This window comes from Azonexus sp. MM2026_4 (assembly GCF_055901855.1).
Genome location: NZ_CM148380.1, coordinates 3,607,842 through 3,631,080 on the forward strand (window position 1 = coordinate 3,607,842; position 23,239 = coordinate 3,631,080).

Genomic DNA, 23,239 nt, shown 5'->3' on the forward strand with positions numbered 1-23,239 from the left:
TTGGATCACTCGCCAACCGCTGGATGGCAGCGGCAGGCGCGAATTCCGATCTCCACATAATCAAAGCGTTTTCAGGAAGTCGGTCAACGAGTCAGGTGCACGGTAGCGGCAGATTTTTGCTTTGGGTTCCTGCAGCCGAGCCAGAGCGCGTTCCTTCATCGCCAGATCAGCCTCGACGTATTGGTGGGTTGTTTCCGGGCTTTCATGGCCGAGCCAAAGTGCGATCACACTCATGTCGACGCCGGCCTGCAATAGATGCATGGCCGTCGTGTGGCGAATGGAATGAGGCGAGATGTGCCGCTTTGCCAAGTTGGGGAGAGTTTCAGCGGTGGCTTGTACCGCCAGCGCCAAACGCTTCGCTACGTTGGATCGTGACATCGCTTGGCCATCGCGATTGGGCAGCAGCGCTGACGCTGCATCGAACTGCGGATTCACTTTCAGCCAGGCCCGGATTGATTTGATGGTCGAGCGCCACAGTGGAACGCTGCGCTGCTTGCGGCCCTTGCCATGCAGATGAACGCAAGCCGCGCCCGCCTCGAGCACCACATCGCCGACCTTGACCGCGGTGATTTCCGAAACGCGTGCGCCGACGTTGTAGAGCAGCAGGAACAGCAGCTGATCGCGTTGGCCGGTCCAGGTTCCGTCCGACGTGCCGATCACCGCCAGCATTTCCTCGCGAGACAGGTAGCCGAACATCGGTCGCTCGAAGCGTTTCACGGGAACGCCGAGGGCGCGTTCAATCACTTGCAACGACGACACGTCCCGGTGGGCGGCGAATTTCAGAAACGACCGCAGCGCCGCCAGACGGGCATTGCGGCTACGCACGGAATTGTGTCGTTGGCATTCCAGATGATCGAGGAAGGCCATGATCAGATCCGGCGTGATGTCGGCCAGCGCCATCGTGGTCGGCGTCTTGCCGAGACGGGACTCGGCAAACCCAAGAAACAGCATGAAGGCATCGCGGTAGGCAGCGATCGTTTGCGGGCTCAACGCCCGGTGCTGCGTCAGATGCTCGGTGAAGTAGGTTTGGACGAGCGCGGCAAATGACGGCGGCGATTTTTGGGGCTTGGCCTTACTCATCGCCGTCTCCCGGGAAATCGACGAAGTGCTCGAACTTGCCGCCGGCCAGCGCCATCAATTCGGGAACGGCCGTCAGATACCAGTAGGTGTAGAAGATCTCGGCGTGGCCCAGGTAGGTCGACAGCGCCAGCATCATCTGATCGATATCGGTTCCCTCGGCATGCCAGCGCATCAGGCGCCGGACGGCAAAGGTGTGGCGCAGGTCATGAAGCCGTGGCGCTTCATGCGCCCCGCGATTGACCCAGCCGAGGCTGTCCCGCAAGGCATTGAAGACCCGGTGGGCCTGCCGGTCGCCGAGCGGCTGCCCCAGCCGCCGGCCACGGCTGCTGATCAGGAACGGGGTGTCGCCGGTGCTCGGAACATGCCGGGTGCGTTGCCACCGGTAGTGCGCCAATGCCTCGACCGTGCTCGGGTGCAGCGGCAATTGCCGGGACTTTGCGAACTTGGTTTGCCGGATGGTCAGCATCCCGCGTTTGAGATCGACATCGGCGTCGCGCAGGTGAAGGGCCTCGGAGACCCGCAGTCCGGTCGAAGCCATCAGTCCGAACAACGTCTCGAAGGCCATCGGGCGCAAACTGCCGCGAGGCCCGAGCTGGCGAGCCGCCGCCAGCAATTCGACGATCTCGTCCTCGCGGTAAATGTGGGGCGCAACCCGTCCCGGCTCCGGACCGAAGATCAACTCATCCGGCACCTCGGTATCGGGCTCGAACTGTTTCAGGTAGCGGGCAAAGGGCCGCAGCAACGCCAAGCGATGCGCCCAGGTGCCTGGTGTTCCCCGGTTTCCTTTGTCGCGCCGTGCCCAATCCGCCATGAGATCGACGGTCAGTGGCCCTCGGTGATGTCGACCGGCGACGTAGCGGGCGAAACTTGCCAGGAGCGTGTCCCGCGAGTGCAACTCGAAGCCCAGGCGACGGCGCTCGGCAAGGTAGTCGTTGATTCTCGCCTGCAGGCTGATGCGCCGGCTCATGATCCGCTCCCCGGCCAGGGCAGCGGCACGGCGGACAGCTTCGGCGTGTCGAGCTTGGCGTAGATCAGCGTCGTGCTCAGTGAACGGTGGCGCAGGACATCGGCCACTTCCTTGAGCGAGCTGCCGCTCTCCACCAGGCGACATGCCAGGGTATGGCGCAGGGCATGCGAGCGGGAATGGGTAAGGCCGATGCGGTGGTAGGCACGGCGAATTACGTTCCGAATGGCATTCGGAGTGATGGGTTGATCGTACGGCGCCCCGTGCCGGACGAAGACGGCCGGATTGACTGCGGTGGGTCGCTCGTGTTGCAGGTAGTCGACCAAGGCTTGGCCGGTCTCCATCGGCAAGGGCAGGATGTCCTGCCGCAGCGACTTCGTGCCGCGCAGCGTCACCGTGCCGGCATGCCAGTCAATGTCGGCCAACATGAGATGCGCGATTTCGCAGGAGCGCAGCCCCATGTCCAGGGCGCAACGGACGATGGCATAGCCCCGCTTCGGCCAACGACGATCGGCGGTGAACGAGTTCAGCAGGCGCTCGACTTCGTCCGGCTTGAGGGCGCGTGGCAAGGACGCCAGCTTCCAGTGAACCGGGTTCGTGATGACAGCTGTCAGTCTGCCGACCGGGTCGCCGCAGGTGGTCCGATATCGGAAGTAACTTCGAAGCGCCGCCGCCAACCGCGATGCGTTGGAGGCAGTTCGATGGGCGTCGAGTTGGCTGGCGAGGAATCGGCGAACATCGTCGGGCTGTAGCTTGGCCATATCGACGGCACCTTCCTCGAACTGTTGCCGCAGCAGCCAGCCTGCGACGCGAATCAAATCGACACGCGTTGCCGCCGCCAGCCCTCGTACATTGCGTAGGTGTTCGTCGTAGCGGCGCAACTCCTCGGAAATTTGTTCCGACTGCGCAGCGGATTGGCGGGCGCTTGGCGCCGCTGGTGACAGAGTGACTTGGTTCATAACGGCCTCCTGAAGTGGAATTACCACTTCAGACGACCGCGAAAATTATGTTGACCTCTCAGCGATATCAGTCGCCGCCAAGCCCCAAATGGCGCCGCTTTCGCGGCTTCACTCTCTGGCAAGTCCACATAATCGGGGGCTCTGCATAATCGGCCTTATGTAGAGTTCTACATAAGGCCGAGATGCCGCCTGTTGCCGCTGGAGCGCATGTTGTAAGCGAACGCGTGTGTGCGCGTGAGGGAAACTGGATCGTTGCCGTCCCCCTCTTTCCTCCCCGTGGCACGGCCCGCCGCAGGTCATTGAAATGTCGCGGCTTGGTTGAACTAATCCATTGGATTGGCTGCGGGGCCATGCAAGCCATTGCCGAAACGCCGGAGCATCTCCTTTGCGCACCCTTGCGACAATTTGCCGCAGTCCACCCGCGGCGCTCCGGCGCTAACATCTCCGCCATCGTTATCGGGGGATGAACATCATGCAGAACGCGCCAGTCCAGAAGCAGCCGGAAATGACCTCCTTGTTGCTGGGGGCGGGTTTTGCGCTGGCTTCGCTGATCATCCTGCCGGCGGTGGCGCAGCGGGTCGGGCTGGGTTCGAGCGTGACCATCGCCCTGCGCGGGGCCTTGATGCGGGCGGCCAACCGTTTCTGACGCGGCTGCGCCCGGGCGCGCCGGGTTGTCGTATGATTCCTGCCGATTCCCGGAGCGTTTAGCCTTGCGTCCTTCCCTCGTTGTCCTTGGCTTGTTGTCGGCGTTGGCCGTTGTCGCGGCCGGCCTCGTTGCCGTTGACGATGCCGGGGCGGCGGCGCGGCTCGGGCGCTTGCGGGCGATGACGGCACAGTACGGGCTGACCGACCTGGCCTTGTTCTGCGAGGCGCGTTACACCCGCCATCCCAGTCAGGCCGACCAGCATGCCGCCTTCCAGGACCATCCGGCGGCCTTCGACCATTTCCCGAGCGCGGCGTTGTTGCCGCCACCCCCTGTCAAGCGTGATCCCGATGCCAGTCTGGCTGGAAAAACAACTGCACCTGATTGACTTCACGATCGCCGCGCTGGCCCGCCGCAAGGCACGCAGCCTCGGTCTGCTCGCGGTCTTCTCGGCGCTGGTCTTCGTGCTGGCGTCGCTGATGCTGTTCGGTCACGCCTTGCGCAGCGAGGCGCTGACGGTGCTGGCCGGGGCGCCGGAAATGGTCGTCCAGCGCCAAGTGGCGGGGCGCCACGACCTGCTGGCGCAGTCCGACGTCGACCGTCTGGCCGGCCTGCCCGGGGTGGCTGAGGTGCAAGGGCGGCTGTGGGGCTATTACTACGACAGCGTGGTCAAGGCCAACTACACGCTGATGGCGCGCCCGGACGCCGAAGTCGCCGCGGGTACGCTGAGCATCGGCAACGCGGTGGCGCGCGAACGCGGCCTGGTGCCGGGCAACACCATTTCCTTTCGCAGCTATTCCGGCAAGCTGTTCAGTTTCAAGGTGGCGGCGGTGCTGCCCGAGGACAGCGAACTCCTGAGCGGCGACCTGGTGCTGCTGGCGGCGGACGATTTCCGCCGCTTCTTCGAATACCCGGCCGGCCAGTACACCGATGCCCTGCTGCGCAGCGCCGGGGCGCAGTCCGCTGAAGCGCTGGCGGCGGCAATCCGGGCGGCGCAGCCGGAGTTGCGGCCGATCCCGCGCGCCGACGTGCTGACGCTCTACCGGAACCTGTTCGGCTGGGGCGACGGCATCGGTTTTGCCGTGCTCGCCGGGGTGGTCCTGGCCTTTGCCATCCTCGCCTGGGAAAAGGCGTCCGGCCTGCCCGCCGAGGAAAGGCGCGAGATCGGCATCCTCAAGGCAATCGGCTGGGAAGGCGGCGACGTCATCCGGATGAAGCTCTGGGAGGGGCTGCTGATTGCGCTGGCAGCCTTCCTGATCGGCTTCATCGCCGCCTGGCTGCACGTCTTCCGCTACGACGCGGCGCTCTTCGCGCCGGCCTTGCGCGGCTGGTCGGTGCTCTATCCCAGCTTCCACCTGTCGCCGGCGGTCGATCTCCGGCAACTGGCGATCCTCTTCCTGCTCACCGTCCTGCCTTACGCGCTGACCGTGCTGCTGCCGGTGTGGCGGGCGGCGCACGCCGAGCCGGACGCCGTGATGCGGGCTTGATCAGACAGGCAGGGCAAGGCTATTGTCCTGTCATTGCCCAGCGAACCGGATCGAACGTGCGTCCCCTCATCCTCTCCCTAGCCCTCCTGCTGCTCGCCGCCTGCGGTGGCGGCGAACCGGCCAAGGTCAATGTCGGCCTGGCGGCGCCCGCCTTCAGCACGCAACGGGCCGACGGCACGCCGGTGAATTTTCCCGGCGATCTCGCCGGGCGGCCGGTGGTGCTGCGTTTCTGGGCCGACTGGTGCCGCTACTGCGAAGGCGAGATGAAGGCGATCGAAACCGTCTACGGCCGCCTGCAGCCGCGCGGCCTGGTCGTGCTGGCGATGAATGCCGGCCAGGACAAGGCGACCGTCGATGCCTTCATGGGCAAGATCGGCGTCAGCTACCCGGCGCTGCTCGACGGCGATTCGGCGATCGCCAAGCGTTACGGCGTGGTCGGCCTGCCCACCACCTTCTTCATCGACGGCCAGGGCACGGTGCGCGGCAAGATCGTCGGCGAAGCCGACGCCGCGACCTTCGAGCGCGAAGCGGCGGCCTTGCTGCAATGAGCCAGGACCAGACGCGGTGCACGCTATGCGGCCTGGACATCGGCGCCAAGCCCTTCCGGCTGCAGGTCGGCGATCAGGCGTATCGTTTCTGCTGCGAGGGCTGCCGCGGCATCTATGAAATGCTGCACGACATCCAGGCGGCGCCGGGCGGCGCCGACCAGAATCCAGACAATCCGCGAAAGGACGAAAAATGATCAACGAAACCATGATGAAGCAGATGCCGCACCTGATGCAGCAGGCCGGCCAGCTTGCCAGCAAGCCGGCGAGCAATGGGGCGATGATGGCTGCCGGCGGCTTGGCGCTCGGCCGTGGCCTGCTCGGCCGGGCGGTGCTGCCCAACCCGCTGGCGCTGCTGGCGCTCGGCGCGGTCGGCGGCATCGCCGCCGGTTTCCTGCTCTTCAAGTACCAGAAGGAAATCACCGAGGGGTTGGGCAAACTGGGCGGCATGGGCAAGGACTTCGCGCTGCAGCGCAAGGAAAACCTCAACGACCTGATGGCCGAGGCCGAGGAAAAGCTGTCCGGCGTCCAGCCGCCCGCCGCCGCGACCGGCGACGCGGAACGGACCTGAGGAGGCGGCGATGGCAAACGCGCGGCAACTGGCGGAACGCATCGTCGTCCGCGAACGCGGCAGCGGTTACCTGTGCCTGGCGCTGCCCGGCGAACTCTGCGCGGCGTCGCTCGCCGCCGGCATCGAAACCGGCATGGCCGGGCTGGCCGGCGTCCGCCGTGCCCATGTCGATGCGGCCGGACAGTCGCTGACGCTGGGTTTCGACGCGGCGCAGCTATCGACGGCGAGCGTCGCCCGTTACCTGTTTTCCCTGCTCGAACGCCTGCCGCCGGATGAAGCCGCCGCGCCGGCGCTTGGCCTGCAGCCGGCCCTCGACCGCCTGAAGACGATCCTGATCCCGCCCGGCGAGGCGCTGCCCGGTTCGCTGCGCGCCCGCGTGCAGCCGGTGCTGGAAAGCGCGCTGACGGAAAAGGCGCTGACCAATTTCTTCAATGACATCGTCGCCTTCTACCTGATCAAGACGCACTGGGACCTGATCACCAAACGCTGGCTGCAGAACCCGCTGGCCCACAGCAACGCCTGGCTGACCGTGTTCTATCTGGTCTTCCTGCTGGTCCGCTACCGCAAGACATGAAGCATTTCCGCGTCGCCCACCGCCTGCGCCGCCGCCTGCGCATCGTTTCGCCGGTGCTGGTGAGGCACGCGGAGCGCTGCTACCTGCTGGAAATCCTGCTGCGCAAGCAGCCGGCGGTGCGCGAGGTCAGCGTCGTCGTCGACATCGGCTCGCTGACCGTCCGCTTCGACCCCGACGCGCTGCCCGAGGCGCGCCTGCTGGCGACGCTCGACGCCATTCTCGGTCACCTGCAAGCGGCGCCGCCGCCCGCGCCGGTGGCACCGCCGCCGGCCGATGCGCCGCTCAGCGAGTGCTCGCTGTCGGTGGAGGGGATGACCTGCGCCTCGTGCGCGCTGCTGATCGAGATGAAGCTGCGGCGCGACCCGCGGGTGCGCGAGGCCAACGTCAATTTCGCCGCCGCCAGCGTCAATGTGCGCGGCGCGATCGACCGCGCTGGCGTCGCCGAAGTGATCCGCCGCCTCGGCTACGCGGCGCAGCCGATGGACACGCTGGCGCAGCGCCGCCAGGTGATCGCCCGCGAGCAGGCGCGCATCGCCGAGGCGCGGCGGCGCAGCGTCCGCTCGGCGCTGCTCAGTGCGCCGGTGGTGCTGTCCGGGATGTTGATGCACCGCTCGCCGGCGCTGCGCCTGGTCGAGTTCGCGCTGTCGTCGGCGGTGCTCTTCGGCAGTGGCGGCGAGATCTTCCGCAAGGCCTGGCAGCTCGCCCGCCAGGGCGAGGCCAACATGGACACGCTGATCGCCATTGGCGCCGGCGCCGCCTGGGGCTACAGCCTGCCCGGCCTGTTCGGGCGTCGCCATCACGTCTATTTCGAATCGGCGGCGGCGATCTGCGCCTTCGTGCTGTTCGGCCGCTACCTGGAAGAGCGCGCCAAGGGCAAGGCCGGCGAGGCGATCCGCCAGTTGATCGAACTGCAGCCGGAAACCGCGCTGCGCATTGCGGCCGACGGCGCGGAAAGCGAAGTTCCGATCGACGACGTGCGCCTTGGCGATCGCCTGCGCGTGCGCGCCGGCGCCCGCGTGCCGAGCGACGGCATCGTCGTCGAGGGCGCGAGCAGCGTCGACGAAGCGATGCTCAGCGGCGAATCCTTGCCGGTCGCCAAGGCCCCCGGCGACCGCGTCGTCGGCGGCTGCATCAACGGCAACGGCAGTTTCGTGCTGCGCGTCACGGCGGTCGGCGCCGACACCGTGCTCTCCGGCATCGTCCGCCTGGTCGACCAGGCGCAGGGCAGCAAGCTGCCGGTGCAGAAACTGGCCGACCGCATTTCGGCGCGTTTCGTGCCGGCGGTGGCCGGCGTCGCCGGGCTCACCTTCGGCGGCTGGGCGCTGGCCGGCGCGCCGGCGGCGACGGCGTTGTCGCATGCCGTCGCCGTGCTGCTCATCGCCTGTCCCTGCGCGCTCGGCCTGGCGACGCCGACGGCGATCATGGTCGGCACCGGCCAGGCGGCGCGCCGTGGCATCTACATCCGTCACGGCGAGGCGCTGGAAACGGCGGCGCAACTGACGACGCTGGTTTTCGACAAGACCGGCACCATCACCGCGGGGCGGCCGACGGTCAGCGATGCCGTCCTCGCCGCCGGCCACGACGAGGCCCGGCTGGCGGCGCTGGTCGGCGCCGCCGAAAGCGGTTCCGAGCATTTCCTGGCGCGCGCGCTCGGCGACTGGTGCCATGGGCGGCAGGCCGGCGCGCTGAGCGCCGAAAGCTTCGCCGCGCTGCCCGGGCGCGGCATCGTCGCCTTGGTGGACGGGCAGCGGCTGGTGATCGGCAACGCCGACCTGCTGCGCGAGCAGGGCGTCGATCCGGCGCCCTGGCAGGAAACCGCCGAGCGCTTCGCGGCGCAAGGCAAGACGCCGGTGTATGTGGCGCTCGACGGCGTGCCGGCGGCGATTTTCGCGATTGCCGACCAGGCCCGTCCGGGCGCCCGCGAGGCGATCGCGCTGCTGCACCGGCTCGGCCTGCAAACCGTGATGGCGACCGGCGATGTCGACGCGGTCGCCCGCCATGTCGCCGCCGAAGTCGGCATCGAGCGCGTGCTCGCCCGCCTGACGCCGGCTGACAAGCTGGCGCTGGTGCGCGAACTGCAGGCCGCCGGCGGCAAGGTCGGCATGGTCGGCGACGGCATCAACGACGCCCCGGCGCTGACCGCCGCCGACGTCGGCTTCGCCATCGGCGGCGGCGCCGGCATCGCTGTCGAGGCGGCGGCGGTGACGCTGGTCGGCGGCGACATCGCCCGCGTCGCCGCCGGCATCGAGCTGTCGCGGCGGACGATGGCGATCATCCGCCAGAACCTGTTCTGGGCCCTCGGCTACAACGTCGTCGCCATTCCCTTCGCCGCCGCCGGCCGGCTGACGCCGATGATCGCCGCCGCCGCGATGGCGATGAGTTCGCTGTCGGTGGTCGGCAACTCGCTGCGCTTGCAACGGTGAACCTTGAAACCTCAGTTGACCGCTGATCTCTCCTCGTGCCGGCGCATGCATGCTGACCTCCAAGCCTGCGCTACGAGTCACGCTTTGGCTGATGGCGCTACGCGGCCGCTGGCAGGCCCGGACGGGCGCCCGGCTTGGTGGCTGTGCCGAAACTCGCCGTCTGCCGAAATTTTCGCCGGCGCGTTTTCGCGCCGCCTTGCCGGCATGAGCCTGCCGCGTCGTCGCTGTGCGCCGGCCATCCCGTCCCAACGCGCCAGCGGCCGCGTCCAACCGAGGTTGCAAGCTTGATGGATTTTTCTCCGGCGGCCGGCGAACTGCCGCTGTTCCTCGCCTTCATGACCGGCTTGCTCGGTAGCGGCCACTGCCTGGGCATGTGCGGCGGGCTGGTGTCCGCCTTCTTCATCAAGCTCGGCGCGCGCGGCCCCGCTCCTTATCTCGCCTACCACGGCGCGCGCATCGGCATCTATGCCGTGGTCGGCGTGATCGCCGCCGGGCTTGGTCAGGTGCTCGTGTCCACCGGCTGGATCGGTCTCTGGCAGGGCGTGCTGCAGATCGGCGCCGGGGTCGTCGTGATCCTGCTCGGCCTCGACCTGCTTGGCGTCTCGCCGTGGCGCAACAGCCTCGGCTTCGCGCCGGTCGCCTGGCTGCGCCGGCAGTTCACGCTGGCAGTGCAGAAAGGCCCGGTGCGCGGCGCGCTGATCGGTGGCGCGATCAACGGCCTGATGCCGTGCTCGATGACCATGGCGATGGCGGTCAAGGCGACCACCGCCGCCTCGCTCGGCGGCGGCGCGCTGCTCATGCTCGCCTTCGGCGCCGGCACCCTGCCGGCGATGCTCACCGCCTCGTTCCTCTTCGGCCGCCTCGGCCCGCGCCTGCGCGGCTGGCTGCTCAAGGGCGCGGCGCTGTTCGTCATCGCGCTGGGCGCCTCGACGCTGTGGCAGGGGCTGCGCTACTACCTGGTGATGTACCGGCTGATCGTCTGAGCCCGGCCCGCTGCCTTACGAGAGCTTGCCCTGGCGCTTGAGCTTTTCCCGGTCGCCGTCGTAGCGCCGGTTCAGGCTGCGCGCATAGTCCTCCAGCGCCGCCGCCAGCGCCTCGGCAAAGGTGCCGAGACGGCCGCCGGCAACCGCCTGCACCGCCTCGGCGCGGGCGCGTTCGGAAAAGGCGTACTTGCTGACCGGGCTCATCACCCCGCGCAGGTCGGAGCCGATCAGGTAGGTCGCCGCCGCGACCTCGATCAACGGCTTCGGCTCGCCGGCGACGCCGTAGTCCGGTGCGTAGATCGCCGTGAAGCCGCGCCGCCGCTCGCGCAGCATGCACTCCGCCGCGCAATTGATCGAACAGGTCCCCTCGGCATGCCCGTCGCCGTAATGCAGCAGGTGGCGGGCATAGTGGTACTGGCGGCGGTCCATGTTGCAGACGACGCAGCGCGGGTGTTTTTCGAGTTCGTTGTCGAGCGGGGCGGGGTCGGCCTCTGCCGTGGCCTCGGCCGTTCCGGCGTTGCCGGCCAGAACGGCAAGAGCCGCCTTGATGAGGGTTCGTCGATGCATCGGGGTGTCTCCTGGTGCTGGCGCCATGTCAGTAGCTGGCATGCAGGGTCAGCATGAAGTTGCGCGGCTCGCCATAGAAATTGTAGATGTGGGGTTGCCCGACCGACGCGTAGTATTTCTTGTCCAACAGGTTGTTGACCATCAGGCTGAGCGAATAGTTTTTGTCGATCTGGTAGGCGACGCGGGCGTTCACCACGGTGTAGGCGTCGTTGACCACCTGGTCGCGGCGACCGCGCGAGCTTTGTGCCTTGCCCATGTGCTGGATGCCGAGTCCGGTGCTCCAGCCAGCCAGCGCGCTGTCGTTGCCGAAACGGTAGTTGCCCCAGAACTTGAATTGCTGCGCGGGTGTCTCGATGGAATACGATTTCCCCTGATTGGTCCGGTCACGCACATAGCGTGTTTTCAGGTGGGTGTAGCCCAGCGAAATGTCCATGCCCGGCAGCGGTTTTCCGGTGACCTCGAATTCCGTGCCCCGACTTTCGACTTCGCCCGCGTTCAGGTAGAAGAATTTTGTCGGGTAAGCCGGGTCGCGGAAGGCGCGGTTCTTGTCGCGCATCTTGAATGCGGCGAGGCTGACGCCGAGCTTGGCGTCGAAGAACTCGCCCTTGGCGCCGATTTCGTTCTGGCGGCCAACGCGCGGGTCCAGCGTCGATCCATCCTCTTTCTTCTGGGTTTGCGGGATGAAGATGTCGGCATAGCTGGCGTAAAGGGTGATTTCCTGGCTCAGGTCGAAAAGCAGTCCGGCGTAGGGGGTGAATTCGTTGTCGGCTTTGGCGCCAGGTTTCCAGTCATCGGTTGGCGACGGGGCCACGTTGCGGTTCTTGCTGTCGAAGCTCGTCGTGCGACCGCCGAGAACGGCGGTGAGGCGCTCCACGGGGTTCAGCCGCAGTTGCGAATACCAGCCGGACTGGCGGTAGTCCTTTTCCGAACCGGAAGCATAGGCAATGACGGGTTCGGGCAAGGCCGATTCATCACCCCAGACGACATCGCTGTAGGTCGGGCCGTCACCGTAGCGTCCCACGTGGTTGTAGTGCTCGCTGTTGTAGCCCAGCAGGAAATTGTGCTTGCGCCCGAACAAGGTGAATGGCCCGCCGGCATAGATGTCCAGGCCGGTGCGGAGATCGTCGTCGGCCCAGCGATCGCTCCAGTAGGTTACCCGCCGGGTGACGCTGTCCACCGTGCTGCCGGTATAGATTTCCTTGGCATAGGCTTTGACTTGCCGGGCGTTATAGCTGGCTTTGACCACCCATTCGTTGGCGAAGCGGTGTTCAAGGCTGGCACTCGCCTCGCGCGTGTCGTAAAGCATCCGGTTCCAGTCCGCGCCGTGGTAGGTTGACGGCGACACCTTGAGCATCTGGTAGCGCCCGCTGGCGTCGGTGATTGAAGACGCGGGCAGACCGTAATAGGGATTGTCGACATCGTGTCGCTGCGCCGAGAACGAGACATCGAACACGGTTTGCGGGCTGAAAAGATACTGCACGGCGCCCAGCACCGCCCATTTCTTCCCCCGCGAATGGTCGTGGAAGTAGCCGCGTTGTTCGCTGACCGCGACGAATCGACCGCGCAGCGTCTGGTCCGCGTTCAGTGCGCCGGTAATGTCGCCCATCTCGCGGTAGCTGTCCCAGGAACCGGCGCTGAGCGTTGCGGATGCCGCAAAGTCCTTTCCCGGTTTCTTCTTGACCAGATTGAGTACGCCGCCCGGCTCCCCGACGCCACGCAACAGACCCGCCGGACCGCGTAACACTTCAAGTTGCTCGTAGAGCGCCAGGTCGAACTGGTTCGACGGCGTGAGTCCGTTGTAGGAAGGAATGCCGTCGTACATCACCCCGACCTGGTAGCCGCGCGCGAGATACTGGTGACTGAGTGTGTCGTTGGCGATGACGTTGAGACCGGTGACTTGCTGCATGGCTTCCGGCATCGCAGTCAGCTCCTGGTCATCCAGTTGACGGCGGGTAAGCACTGAAACGGAGTTCGGGATTTCGCGCGGCTTCAACGGCAGTTTGCCGGCCAGCGCGACGCTCTCCGCTCGATAGGACGCTTCCTGCGTTGCCCTGACCAGCACTTCCGGCAGGATCTGTGCGCTTGTGTTGCGGCGGATCACGTAGCTGTCCTTGCCGCTGCTTTGTGCCGATAATCCGCTGCCGGCGAGCAGGCGTTCCAGTGCTGCCTCCGCCGGGAGTTCGCCGCGTAGCGATGAGGCGGTCAGGGTTTTCAGCTCTTCCGGATTGAACAGCAGCTGGCAACCGCTCTGCCTGGCGAAGGCGGTCAATGCGCTGGCCAGCGGCTGGGCGGGAATGTCGAAGGTGGCAGCCTGGGCGGCGCTGCTGCCGCAGATGGCGGCTAGCAGGAGAGCGAGACGTAACGGCTTGTGCATGGAATAACCCCGGTGATCTTGATTTTCGTGGGCACGATCAGTGGCGTGCTGGGGTGGTAGACGCAAGCCTTGCGCACAACCTGACATCGCCGCACCAAAAAATCAGCGGGCGACGATCACGGTTTGGCCGTCGCGTTCGATCAGGCGCAGGGGATAGAGGCGGGTCAGCGCAGCCAGCAGGCCGGCGCGGTCGGTGGCCGAGAAGACGCCGCTGATCCGGTAGGCGGCCAGGCGCGGGTCGTCGATGCGCACCGGGCGCGCGTGCTGCCGGTTGATCTGGGCGACGACCTCGGCCAGGTCGGCGTCGTCGAACTGCCAGCGGCCGCTGGTCCAGGACTCGGGACTGTCGGCTGCCAGCCGGCGGGCGGGCGAAAGTTGCCCGAAGCGGTACGAAAGCTGCTCGCCGCGGCCGATTTCCCGGGCGGCCTCGGTGCTCGTCAGTCGGACCTCGACCCGCCCTTCGGCGACGCTGACGGTGACGCGGTCGTCATCGCGGCGAACGTTGAAACGGGTGCCGATGTCACGCGTCTCGCCATCGCCGGCGACGACGACGAAGGGGCGCAGGCCAGGGGCGACCTCGACGAAGACCTGGCCCTGTTCGAGGATCAGTCGTCGTTGCAGCAGCGAATGTTCGATGCGGATGCGGGTGTTTCCGTCAAGGTGGAGCGAACTGCCGTCGGTCAGGACGAGCTCCGCCTGTTCGCCGGTTTGGGTCAGTTGCACGGTTTCGCTGGCGAAGCGCTGCTGCAGTCCGGTCAGCGTCGCCAGGCCGAGGAGCAATAGTGCCGCCATGGTTTGCCGGCGCTTCCCGCGCCGCGGCTTGACTTGTTCGAGCGCGCCCCACAGGCGCTGGAACTGGGCGTATTCCTCGCGATGACGTGGCGAACGTCCCAGCCAGGCGGCGAATTCGGCCTGTTGCCGGGGGTCGGCCTTGCTCTCGTTGAGGCGCAGGAACCAGCGGGCGGCTTCTTCGGCAACCGGGTCGTCGGCCTGCGCGCTCATTGGAGCGCGCTCCGCAACTGGAGCAGGGCGCGGATCAGCAGTTTTTCGATGGCGTTCAGCGTGACTCCGTATTCGGCGGCCAGGGTTTTCTGCGGCAAGCCGTCGAACTTGTGGCGCAGAAAGACCTCCTTGCAGCGCGGGGGCAGGGCATCGATCGCCGCTTGCAGGCGGCGCAGTTCCTGGCGGGCGATGGCATGGCGCTCCGGCGGCGGGGCGGGGCACGGCAGGTCGGCGCACTCGTCGAGACTGACCTGCTTTTCCGTCAGCGGTGTTTGCCGCCGGTAATGGTCGATCGTCAGGTGTTCGGCAATCCGGAACAGGTAGGCGCGACTTTTGTCCGGGGCCGGTGCCTGGTTGACGCTGAGCAGGCGGACAAAGGTTTCCTGGGCGAGGTCCGCGACGGTGTCCCGGCAAGCGATCCGGCGCCCGATGTAACGGCGGATTTCGCCGATGTGGTCGAGGTAGAGCGCCGTCACGAAGCGGTTCATGGAAGCGAGATCCTGCGTTTTCGATAGCCCGCGAATGATAGTGGGCGCTAGCGCAGGTCCCGTGCGGCATATTGCCGCAGCAGGCGGCGAGGCCTTGCCGGCGGCCGCATGCCCGCTGCGACATTCGGTCACTTCTGCAGCGCCCGGTGCCCGTCGAGAATCCGCCGGTCTGCTGTCCGCCATCACAGACAAGCCAGCAAGGCACGCGGGGCGGCAGCGGGGGACGCCAGTCACATAACCGGAAACAGGCCGGAGGGTAGATGCAAACGAACGGAACCGTGGCGATCGCGGGCGCTGCGCGGCATTCATTGCCGTGGCGCCGGCAGGCCGGATCGGGCATCGGCGACTCCTGTCTGCTCATCAACCAGGGAGTATCGTCATGATCGACTCGACAGTCGTCGACCTGTCACGGCTGCAGTTCGCGGCCACCGCTTTTTACCATTTCCTCTTCGTTCCCTTGACGCTGGGTCTGTCGATCCTGCTGGCCATCATGGAAACCGTCTATGTGATGACCGGCAAGGAGATTTACCGGGACATGACCAAGTTCTGGGGCAAGCTGTTCGGCATCAACTTCGCGCTCGGCGTCACCACCGGCATCACGATGGAGTTCCAGTTCGGCACCAACTGGGCTTATTACTCGCACTACGTCGGCGACATCTTCGGCGCGCCGCTGGCGATCGAGGGGCTGATGGCCTTCTTCCTCGAATCGACCTTCATCGGTCTCTTCTTCTTCGGCTGGGACCGCCTGTCGAAGCGCGGCCACCTGGTGATCAACTACCTGACCGGCATCGCCTCGAACTTCTCGGCGCTGTGGATCCTGATCGCCAACGGCTGGATGCAGAACCCGGTCGGTTCCGAGTTCAGTTTCGTCACCATGCGCATGGAGATGACCTCGTTCGCCGATCTGCTGCTCAACCCGGCGGCGCAGGCGAAGTTCGTCCATACCGTGTCGGCCGGTTACGTCACCGGCTCGATCTTCGTCCTCGGCATTAGTTCCTGGTACCTGCTGCGCGGCGTGCATGTCGAGTTCGCCCGCCGCTCCTTCCGCATCGCCGCTTCCTTCGGGCTGGCCGCGGCGTGTTCGGTGATCGTCCTCGGCGACGAGTCGGGCTACGCGGTGACCGAGCACCAGCAGACCAAGCTGGCGGCGCTCGAAGCGATGTGGAAGACCGAGCCGGCGCCGGCACCGTTCACCTTGTTCGCGCTGCCCGATGACCAGCAGCGCACCAACCATGCCGAAGTGCAGATTCCCTACGCGCTCGGCCTGATCGCCACGCGCTCGACCGATACCGTGCTGCCCGGCATCGACCAGCTCGAAGCGCGCGCCGCCGAACGCATCGTCACCGGCATCGAGGCGGTCAAGCTGCTCGAGAAACTGCGCGCCGGCAGCGCCAGCGAGGCGGAGAAAACCCGCTTCGCGGCGATCAAGGACGATCTCGGCTACGGTCTGCTGCTCAAGAAATACACCGCCGATGTCGCCCAGGCGACGCCGGAGATGATCGCCCGCGCTGCGCGCGACACCATCCCCGACGTGGCGCCGATGTTCTGGACCTTCCGCATCATGGTCGTCCTCGGTTTCCTGATGCTGGCGCTGATGCTGATCGCCTTCTGGGAATCGGCGAAGAACCGGATCGGCGAGAAGCGCTGGCTGCTGCGCTGGGCGCTGTGGTCGATCCCGCTGCCCTGGCTGGCTTGTGAAATGGGCTGGTTCGTCGCCGAGTACGGCCGCCAGCCGTGGACCATCTACGGCATCCTGCCGACCAACCTGTCTATCTCGGCGCTGTCCAGCGCCAGCCTGTACGGCTCGCTCGCCGGCTTCGTCGGCTTCTACACCCTGCTGCTGGTCGCCGAGATGTACCTGATGGTCAAGTTCGCCCGCCTCGGTCCGGCCAGCCTCGGCACCGGCCGCTACGAAGGCGAAAGCGCCCTGCTCAATCCCGCCAAGTGAGGAAACCGTCATGCTCGATTACGAAACCCTGAAACTCGTCTGGTGGCTGCTGGTCGGCGTCCTGCTGCTCGGCTTCGCCGTCATGGACGGCCACGACATGGGGGTCGGCACGCTGCTGCCCTTCATCGGCAAGAACGACGTCGAACGCCGCATCATCATCAACACCGTCGGTCCGCACTGGGACGGCAACCAGGTCTGGTTCATCACCGGCGGCGGCGCCATCTTCGCCGCCTGGCCGCTGGTCTACGCGACCGCCTTCTCGGGCTTCTACTGGGCGATGCTAGCCGTGCTCTGGGCGTTATTCTTCCGCCCGGTCGGCTTCGACTACCGGAGCAAGATCGACAACCCGCTCTGGCGCAAGACCTGGGACTGGGGCTTGTTCGTCGGCGGCGCCGTACCCTCGCTGATCTTCGGCGTCGCTTTCGGCAACCTGCTGCAGGGCGTTCCCTTCCACTTCGAGAGCAACCTGATGCCGGTCTATACCGGTAGCTTCTGGGGCCTGCTCAATCCCTTCGCGCTGTTGGCCGGCGTCGTCAGTTTCGCGATGCTGACCTTCCACGGCGCCAACTACCTGATGATCCGCACCGAAGGCGCCATCTACCAGCGGGCGAAGCTCGCCTCGACGCTGTTCGGCAGCGTCATGCTGGTCGCCTTCGCCGGTGCCGGCGTCTGGGTGGCGATGGGGATTGCCGGTTACGTCATCACCTCGCCGGTCGATCCCGGCGCGCTGCCCGATCCGCTGGCCAAGACGGTGGCGCTGCAGGCCGGGGCGTGGCTCGCCAACTTCAAGGCGCAGCCGCTGCTGTGGGCGATTCCCGGGGCCGGTTTGGTCGGCGGCCTGCTCGGCATCGTTTGCGCTCGCGCCGACAAGCCGCTGCTCGCCTTCATCGCCAGCGCGGTCGCCGAACTCGGCGTGATCGGCACGGCCGGCGTCGCCATGTTCCCCTTCGTCATGCCGTCGTCTACCGACCTGCGCTCCAGCCTGACGGTCTGGGACAGCGTATCGAGCCACCTGACGCTGTCGGTGATGTTCTGGGCGGCGCTGATCTTCACGCCGATCGTCATCGCCTACACCGGCTGGGCCTACCGCGTGATGTCCGGCAAGGTCACCGCCGATTACATCGAAGCCAACAACAAGTCCGCTTACTGAAAGGGGAAAGCATCATGTGGTATTTCAGCTGGGTACTGGGCCTTGCCATGGCCATCCTGTTCGCCGTCGTCAATGCCTTGTGGTTCGAGGCGCAGCAAGACAGAAACGCGGAGTGAGGCGGCGCTGAGCCGCATCCTTCCCTCACTTTCCGGCGCCGGGTCAGTCCCGGCGCCGCTCATTCCGGAGTCAGGCTTGTCCGTACCCGCAACCGAGGCGCATGTCGCCGCGCTGCGCGCGCTCAGCGCGCGCTTTGGCCGGCAGCCCGGCCTTACCTTGCTGGCCGTTGCGGCCGGCGTCCTGCAGACGGCGATGACGCTGGTCATCGCGGCCCTGCTGGCCAGGATTTTCCAGGTCACGATCATCCTCGGGCACGGTCTCGCCGCAGTCGCGAGCGACTGGTGGTGGCTGCTGCCCGCCTTCATCCTGCGTGCGCTGGCCGGCATCGGGCGCGAGGAAGCCGGCATGCGCGTCTCGCTGGCGGTTCGCCGCAGGCTGCGCGCAGCGCTGCTCGACAAGCTGCACGATCTGGGTCCGGCGTGGTTGCAGCAACGCCAGGCCGGCAGTCTGAGCACCTGCCTGCTCGAACAGGTCGAGGCGCTCGACGGCTATTTCGCCCGTTACCGGCCGCAGCAATGGTTCGCCGTCCTGACGCCGCTGCTGATCCTGGCCGCCATCGCGCCGCTCAGCTGGGCGGCGGCGCTGATCCTGGCGCTGACCGCGCCGCTGATCCCGCTGTTCATGGTCCTCGTCGGCTGGAGCGCCCGCCAGCGGCAGAGCGAGCAGTTGCAGGCCCTGCAGCGGATGGGCGGGCACTTTCTGGAGCTGATCCGCGGGCTGCCCACCCTGCGCCTGCTCGATGCCCACCGGCGCATGGGCGACGAAGTGGCGGTGGTGGCCGACGAGTTCCGCCGGCGGACGATGCACGTCCTGCGCCTGGCCTTCCTGAGCGGCGCCGTGCTGGAGTTCTTTGCCTCGGTGGCGATCGCGCTGTCGGCGGTCTATTTCGGCATGAGCTTCCTCGGCTACCTCGATTTCGGTCTCTACGGCGAGACGCTGACGCTGCAAGTGGCGATGTTCGCGCTGCTGCTGGCGCCCGAGTTCTACCAGCCGCTGCGCGATCTCGGCATCCATTACCACGCCCGCGCCGAAGCCCTGGCCGCCGCGCAGACGCTGGCCGAAGTGCTCGCTGCCGAAAGCCTGCAGCCGGCCGGCGGCAAGGAACGGGGCGGGACGACGGCGCCGGCCCTGGCGCTGGACGGCGTCGGCTTCTGCCATCGTCCCGGCGAGCCGGTCCTGCGCGATTGCAGCCTGCGCGTCGCGGCCGGCGAGGCGCTGGCCATCCGCGGAGCGAGCGGCGGCGGCAAGACCACGCTGCTGCGCCTGCTGCTCGGCCAGTTGCGGGCACAGGAAGGGCGCGTCCTGGTCGATGGCCGGCCGCTCGAGACGCTCGACCTGGCTGTCTGGCGCGAACGGATCGGCTGGATGAACCAGCACCCACGCCTGCTCGCCGACACCCTGGCCGGCAATCTGCGGGTCGCCCGCGGCGATGCCGGGGACGACGCGTTGCGCGAGGCATTGCGCTTTGCCGGGCTCGATCCCTGGTTCGCCGCGCTGCCCGACGGTCTGGCGACACGGTTGGGCGAGGGCGGGCGGCCGCTTTCCGGCGGCCAGCTCCGCCGTCTTGCCCTGGCCCGTGTCTTCCTGCGCCGGGCCGACGTGTTGCTGCTCGACGAGCCGACCGCCAGCCTCGACGCCGAGACCGAGGCCTGGGTCGTCAACCGGATCGGCGAACTGCGCGCCGGCCGGACGCTGATCCTGCTCACCCATCGTCCGGCGCCGCTGCGTCTGGCGGAGCGCGTCCTCGAACTGGCCGACGGTCGTCTCGCCGCCGCCGACCTTGCCGCCGGTGTCGCAGCATGAAGCTGCGCGACGGCCTCCGCGCCCTGATCCCCTTTCTCGGCCGCCTTTCCGGTGCCGGCGGCTGGCTGGCGCTCGGCGCGCTGCTCGCCACCCTGACCCTGATCGGCAGCCTGGGCCTGCTCTCGCTTTCCGGCGCCTTCCTCGCCGGTGCCGCGATCGCCGGCCTGACGCCGGCCACCGCGATTTTTTTCAACTTCTTCTGGCCGGGGGCCGGCGTGCGCTTCTTTGCCGTGCTGCGTACGGTCAGCCGCTGGGGCGACCGCGTCGTCACGCACGAGGGCACCTTCCGCCTGCTCGCCGGCTTGCGCGTCTGGCTCTATCACTGCCTGGCGCGCCTCTCCCCGCGCCAGCTCGGCGGCCTGCACGGCGGCGAGACGCTGAACCGCCTGCTGCGCGACATCGACGCGCTCGATGCCCTGTATCCGCGCCTCCTCCTGCCGACGCTCGCCGCGCTGCTGGCGTTTGCCGGCACGCTGGCGCTGTTTGCCGTGGTGGCGCCGGCGCTGCTCTGGCTGCCGCTGTTCTTCATGCTCGTCGCGGCGCTCGCTCTGCCGCTCACCGGCTGGTTTCTCGGGCAGACGCTGCTGCCGGCGCTGACGCGCGGCCGCGCTCTCCTGCGGGTCCGGCTGATCGACTGCAGCGAAGGACTCGAAGACTTTTCCCTGCACGCTCCGGCCTGGGCGGCGCAACGGCAGCGCACCCTGGCCGCCGCTGCCGGTTGGCTGGAAGACCAGGCACGCAGCGCGCGCCGCGCCGCCACCCTGCGCGCCGGCGTTTCGCTGCTGGTCGGCGTGGTGGCCTGGGCCGCCATCGGCGTTCTCGCCGGTCAACCCCCCGCCGCGCGCGGCGAAGGGCCGTGGCTGGCCGCCCTGGTGCTGCTCGTGCTGGGCTGCGCCGAAGCCTTGCTGCCGCTCGCCGGCGTCGCCATCGAACTGCCCGGCACGGCGACGGCGGCGGCCCGTGTCGAGGCGCTGGCCAGCCAGACGCCGGCGCCGGTTTTCCCGGCGCACGGTCCGGCGCCGGTTGACGGCAGCATCGCGATCAGCGGCCTGGCATTTGCCTGGGACGCGCACACCCCGGTTTTCGCCGGCCTCGACCTGGCGATCGCCGACGGTCAGCACGTGCTGGTCATCGGCGCCAGCGGCAGCGGCAAATCGACGCTGAGCCAGTTGCTCACCCGCCTCGAGGAACCCGCGGCGGGGGTGATCCGGGTCGGCGGCGTGGCGCTGAGCGAGCTCGACGAAAGTACGCTGCGCGCGCAGGTGGCCTGCGCCGGGCAGTTCTCCTGGGCCAAGACGGCGACGCTGGCCGACAACCTGCGCCTGGCGAAGCCCGCGGCCGACCCGGCCGAGCTGGCGGCGGTGCTCGAACTGGTCGGGCTCGACCCGGCCGGACAGGGCTGGCGCGACGGCCTCGCGACCTGGATCGACGAGGGCGGCGCCAGCCTGTCCGGCGGCCAGCGCAAGCGCCTGGGCATTGCCCAGGCCCTGCTGCGCGAAGCGCCGGTGACCATTCTCGACGAGCCGAGCGAAGGGCTCGACGCGGCGGCGGAAGCGGCGCTGATCGAACGGGTGACGAGCTACCTGCGCGGCCGGACGCTGCTCTGGATCAGCCACCGGGCGGTGGCCGACGGCCGCTTCGGGCGGACGATCGATATCGACCGTCTGCGCGCCGCCGGCTGAGGGCGGGCGGCGCGGCGGCCGACGTGTTTTTCCCGGTCGCGCTTGAGCGCTGCGCGCCGGCAGCCAGGCCGGTCCGTGCCATGGCAGGCCGGCAAATCCGCGGAGCCGACGGCGCTGGCAGTCCGCCAGGCGGCTACTCGACGGCGAAAGCGAGATCCGGCGGCCGCCGCTTGGCCAGCTTGCGCTGCAGGGTGCGCCGGTGCATCTTGAGGGCGCGGGCGGTGGCCGAGATGTTGCCGTCGTTTTCCGCCAGCTTGCGCTGGATGTATTCCCACTGCAGGTGCTGGACGCTGAGCGGCTCCTCGTCGATCCGCGTGTCGAGCGCCATGTTGTCGTCGAGCAGGGCGCGCACGAGGTCGCCGGTATTGGCCGGTTTCGGCAGGTAGTGGCAGGCGCCCAGGCGCATCGCGGCGACCGTCGTCTGAATGCTGGCGTAGCCGGTGAGGACGACGATGCGGGCGGCCGGCGCGTAGGCGAGTAGCGGGCGGATCAGGTTGAGGCCGGATTCGCCGTGCAGGTTGAGATCGAGCACGACATAGGCCGGCGCCAGCTCGGCGCAGGCGGCCAGGGCCTGGTCGGCGCTGCTCGCAGCGCGCACTTCGAAGCCGCGCCGCTGCAGCGAGCGGGCGAGCAGCGAACGGTAGCTCTCGTCGTCTTCGACGACGAGCAGGGGGCGGCAGGGTGGGGTCATGGCGCGGGTATTCCTGGCAGGGGCAGATGGAGTTCGAGGTAGGGGCCGCTGTCGCCCTGGCCTTGCCGGTGCAGCGTGCCGCCGGCGCGTTCGAGCGCGGCTCGGGCGAGGGCCAGGCTGTGGCCGGTGGCGTCCGGCGCGTCGTCGATGGCGATCGTCAACTGCCCGTCGGGGCAGCCGGCGCGCAGCCGCAAGGGGCCGCTGCCTTGCGCGGCGTGGTCGAGCAGGTGGGCGAGTGCGCTGTCGACGGCGATGTCGAAATCCGGGGGATGGCGTTCCAGCGTCGGCGCCAGCGTGTATTGCAGGCTGCTTGCCGGGTGGGTGGCCTGCCAGGCTTGCAGGAAGGCGTCCAGCCAGCGGGCGATCGACGGCCGGGCGGCGCTGGCCGGCTGGCTGGCGCGGCCGGAGAGGTGGTTGAGCGTCTGGCGGCAGTTGTCGATCTGCCGGCGCATCAAGGCCAGATCGTCCCGGTAGGCGCTCGGAAAGGCGCCGTCCTCGGCCCATTCCTCGAGCAGCAGGTTGAGGGTGGACAGCGGCGTCGCCATTTCGTGGGCGGCGCTTGCCGCCAGCGTGCCGATCGAGGTCAGCCATTCGTCCTTGAGCGTCTTCTCCCGGGCCTGCGCCAGCGCTGCGTCGCGCTCGCGCAGGGCGGCGCTCATGGTCTGGATGAACCAGATCGAGACCACCGTGGACACGACGAAGACCAGCCACATGCCGAGCAGGTGCAGGTAAGTGGCGCGTTGCGCGTCGAGGATGGGGAGCGGCAGGTAATAGCGCCAGAGGAAGGAGTAGAGGAGGACCGAGATCAGCCCGAGCAGCCAGGCCCGGCGCCGGTCGAGGACGATGGCGCCGAAGGCGACCAGCGGCAGCAGGACGGAGATCAGCGGGTTGGTGGCGCCGCCCGAGAAATAGATGAAGATCGACCAACTGAGCACGTCGAACTGCAATTGCGTCCACGGCGAAATCAGCGCCACGTCGTCGCCGGTGTGCAGGCGCGAGGCCAGCCACAGGCAGCCGTTGAGGCAGGCGACGACGAGGGTGAAGGCGAGCAGCCGGGGCAGGATGTCGGCACTGCCGAGCACGGTGGTGCTGACTGCGGCCGCGAGCAGCATGCCGCCGATCGAGAACCAGCGCAGGTCGATCAGGCGTATCCGGGTGAACTGGGTGGGGGTCGTCGGCACGGGAAAA

23 protein-coding genes are annotated in these 23,239 nt (G+C 67.7%); 14 read left to right on the forward strand and 9 right to left on the reverse strand.

What is annotated here, in order from left to right; all coding sequences use genetic code 11:
• Window positions 1–60: 60 nt before the first annotated feature.
• The 3 genes from AC0KWY_RS16995 to AC0KWY_RS17005 are packed head-to-tail and all read right to left on the reverse strand — an operon-like array spanning window position 61 to window position 3,003.
• Window positions 61–1,080 (reverse strand): tyrosine-type recombinase/integrase, encoded by a 1,020-nt coding sequence (locus AC0KWY_RS16995; protein WP_474026340.1) that lies wholly within the window; start codon window positions 1,078–1,080, stop codon window positions 61–63.
• Complete coding sequence (locus AC0KWY_RS17000) at window positions 1,073–2,047, reverse strand: tyrosine-type recombinase/integrase (RefSeq protein WP_474026341.1); 975 nt, start codon at window positions 2,045–2,047, stop codon at window positions 1,073–1,075. The genes AC0KWY_RS16995 and AC0KWY_RS17000 overlap by 8 nt, the downstream gene beginning before the upstream one ends.
• Window positions 2,044–3,003, reverse strand: coding sequence for a site-specific integrase (locus AC0KWY_RS17005; RefSeq protein ID WP_474026342.1), 960 nt, complete (start codon window positions 3,001–3,003; stop codon window positions 2,044–2,046). Before AC0KWY_RS17005 ends, AC0KWY_RS17000 begins: the two co-directional genes overlap by 4 nt.
• A 472-nt stretch (window positions 3,004–3,475) precedes the next feature.
• On the opposite strand from AC0KWY_RS17005, the gene AC0KWY_RS17010 reads away from it, so the two are divergent.
• From AC0KWY_RS17010 to AC0KWY_RS17050, 9 genes are all read left to right on the forward strand, one after another.
• The gene (locus AC0KWY_RS17010; RefSeq protein WP_374326971.1) at window positions 3,476–3,649 is read left to right on the forward strand and encodes a hypothetical protein; all 174 of its coding nucleotides are present in this window, start codon (window positions 3,476–3,478) and stop codon (window positions 3,647–3,649) included.
• A 64-nt stretch (window positions 3,650–3,713) separates the two neighbouring features.
• Window positions 3,714–4,034 carry a hypothetical protein gene (locus tag AC0KWY_RS17015; RefSeq protein ID WP_474026653.1) on the forward strand — a complete coding sequence of 107 codons (321 nt, stop codon included), beginning with the start codon at window positions 3,714–3,716 and terminating at the stop codon, window positions 4,032–4,034.
• Complete coding sequence (locus tag AC0KWY_RS17020; RefSeq protein ID WP_474026654.1) at window positions 3,997–5,133, forward strand: ABC transporter permease; 1,137 nt, start codon at window positions 3,997–3,999, stop codon at window positions 5,131–5,133. The genes AC0KWY_RS17015 and AC0KWY_RS17020 overlap by 38 nt, the downstream gene beginning before the upstream one ends.
• Before the next feature lie 56 nt (window positions 5,134–5,189).
• Window positions 5,190–5,681: a TlpA family protein disulfide reductase gene (locus tag AC0KWY_RS17025; RefSeq protein ID WP_474026655.1), complete on the forward strand. Its 492-nt coding sequence runs from the start codon at window positions 5,190–5,192 to the stop codon at window positions 5,679–5,681.
• The gene (locus AC0KWY_RS17030; RefSeq protein WP_474026656.1) at window positions 5,678–5,875 is read left to right on the forward strand and encodes a heavy metal translocating P-type ATPase metal-binding domain-containing protein; all 198 of its coding nucleotides are present in this window, start codon (window positions 5,678–5,680) and stop codon (window positions 5,873–5,875) included. Before AC0KWY_RS17025 ends, AC0KWY_RS17030 begins: the two co-directional genes overlap by 4 nt.
• Window positions 5,872–6,249 carry a hypothetical protein gene (locus tag AC0KWY_RS17035; RefSeq protein WP_474026657.1) on the forward strand — a complete coding sequence of 126 codons (378 nt, stop codon included), beginning with the start codon at window positions 5,872–5,874 and terminating at the stop codon, window positions 6,247–6,249. Before AC0KWY_RS17030 ends, AC0KWY_RS17035 begins: the two co-directional genes overlap by 4 nt.
• Before the next feature lie 10 nt (window positions 6,250–6,259).
• A complete protein-coding gene (locus AC0KWY_RS17040; RefSeq protein ID WP_474026658.1) occupies window positions 6,260–6,823 on the forward strand; it encodes a hypothetical protein in 564 nt (187 codons plus the stop codon).
• Window positions 6,820–9,246 carry a heavy metal translocating P-type ATPase gene (locus AC0KWY_RS17045; RefSeq protein WP_474026659.1) on the forward strand — a complete coding sequence of 809 codons (2,427 nt, stop codon included), beginning with the start codon at window positions 6,820–6,822 and terminating at the stop codon, window positions 9,244–9,246. Before AC0KWY_RS17040 ends, AC0KWY_RS17045 begins: the two co-directional genes overlap by 4 nt.
• Before the next feature lie 287 nt (window positions 9,247–9,533).
• Window positions 9,534–10,229, forward strand: coding sequence for a sulfite exporter TauE/SafE family protein (locus AC0KWY_RS17050; RefSeq protein WP_474026660.1), 696 nt, complete (start codon window positions 9,534–9,536; stop codon window positions 10,227–10,229).
• A gap of 15 nt (window positions 10,230–10,244) precedes the next feature.
• Here AC0KWY_RS17050 and AC0KWY_RS17055 read toward each other — a convergent pair whose 3' ends face one another.
• The 4 genes from AC0KWY_RS17055 to AC0KWY_RS17070 all read right to left on the reverse strand — a co-directional run bounded on the left by AC0KWY_RS17055 (window position 10,245) and on the right by AC0KWY_RS17070 (window position 14,660).
• On the reverse strand, window positions 10,245–10,796 hold the full coding sequence (locus AC0KWY_RS17055) for a nitrous oxide reductase accessory protein NosL (RefSeq protein ID WP_474026661.1): 552 nt from the start codon (window positions 10,794–10,796) through the stop codon (window positions 10,245–10,247).
• Window positions 10,797–10,824: 28 nt separating this feature from the next.
• On the reverse strand, window positions 10,825–13,170 hold the full coding sequence (locus tag AC0KWY_RS17060) for a TonB-dependent siderophore receptor (RefSeq protein WP_474026662.1): 2,346 nt from the start codon (window positions 13,168–13,170) through the stop codon (window positions 10,825–10,827).
• Window positions 13,171–13,272: 102 nt separating this feature from the next.
• Window positions 13,273–14,172: a FecR family protein gene (locus AC0KWY_RS17065; RefSeq protein WP_474026663.1), complete on the reverse strand. Its 900-nt coding sequence runs from the start codon at window positions 14,170–14,172 to the stop codon at window positions 13,273–13,275.
• Window positions 14,169–14,660, reverse strand: coding sequence for an RNA polymerase sigma factor (locus tag AC0KWY_RS17070; RefSeq protein WP_474026664.1), 492 nt, complete (start codon window positions 14,658–14,660; stop codon window positions 14,169–14,171). The genes AC0KWY_RS17065 and AC0KWY_RS17070 overlap by 4 nt, the downstream gene beginning before the upstream one ends.
• Before the next feature lie 379 nt (window positions 14,661–15,039).
• Between AC0KWY_RS17070 and AC0KWY_RS17075 the strand changes: the two genes are divergently transcribed.
• The 5 genes from AC0KWY_RS17075 to cydC all read left to right on the forward strand — a co-directional run bounded on the left by AC0KWY_RS17075 (window position 15,040) and on the right by cydC (window position 21,360).
• A complete protein-coding gene (locus tag AC0KWY_RS17075; protein WP_474026665.1) occupies window positions 15,040–16,608 on the forward strand; it encodes a cytochrome ubiquinol oxidase subunit I in 1,569 nt (522 codons plus the stop codon).
• A 10-nt stretch (window positions 16,609–16,618) separates the two neighbouring features.
• A complete protein-coding gene (cydB, locus tag AC0KWY_RS17080) occupies window positions 16,619–17,758 on the forward strand; it encodes a cytochrome d ubiquinol oxidase subunit II (RefSeq protein WP_474026666.1) in 1,140 nt (379 codons plus the stop codon).
• Between the two features lie 14 nt (window positions 17,759–17,772).
• Window positions 17,773–17,874, forward strand: a complete 102-nt coding sequence (cydX, locus tag AC0KWY_RS17085; RefSeq protein ID WP_474026667.1) for a cytochrome bd-I oxidase subunit CydX — start codon at window positions 17,773–17,775, stop codon at window positions 17,872–17,874.
• A gap of 76 nt (window positions 17,875–17,950) precedes the next feature.
• Window positions 17,951–19,678, forward strand: coding sequence for a thiol reductant ABC exporter subunit CydD (cydD, locus tag AC0KWY_RS17090; protein WP_474026668.1), 1,728 nt, complete (start codon window positions 17,951–17,953; stop codon window positions 19,676–19,678).
• The gene (gene cydC / locus AC0KWY_RS17095; protein ID WP_474026669.1) at window positions 19,675–21,360 is read left to right on the forward strand and encodes a thiol reductant ABC exporter subunit CydC; all 1,686 of its coding nucleotides are present in this window, start codon (window positions 19,675–19,677) and stop codon (window positions 21,358–21,360) included. The genes cydD and cydC overlap by 4 nt, the downstream gene beginning before the upstream one ends.
• 133 nt (window positions 21,361–21,493) lie before the next feature.
• Here the strand turns inward: cydC and AC0KWY_RS17100 are convergent, their stop codons facing one another.
• Complete coding sequence (locus AC0KWY_RS17100) at window positions 21,494–22,051, reverse strand: response regulator transcription factor (protein ID WP_474026670.1); 558 nt, start codon at window positions 22,049–22,051, stop codon at window positions 21,494–21,496.
• Entirely contained in the window at window positions 22,048–23,232 is a 1,185-nt protein-coding gene (locus tag AC0KWY_RS17105; protein ID WP_474026671.1) for a hypothetical protein, read from the reverse strand. Before AC0KWY_RS17105 ends, AC0KWY_RS17100 begins: the two co-directional genes overlap by 4 nt.
• Window positions 23,233–23,239 lie beyond the last annotated feature (7 nt).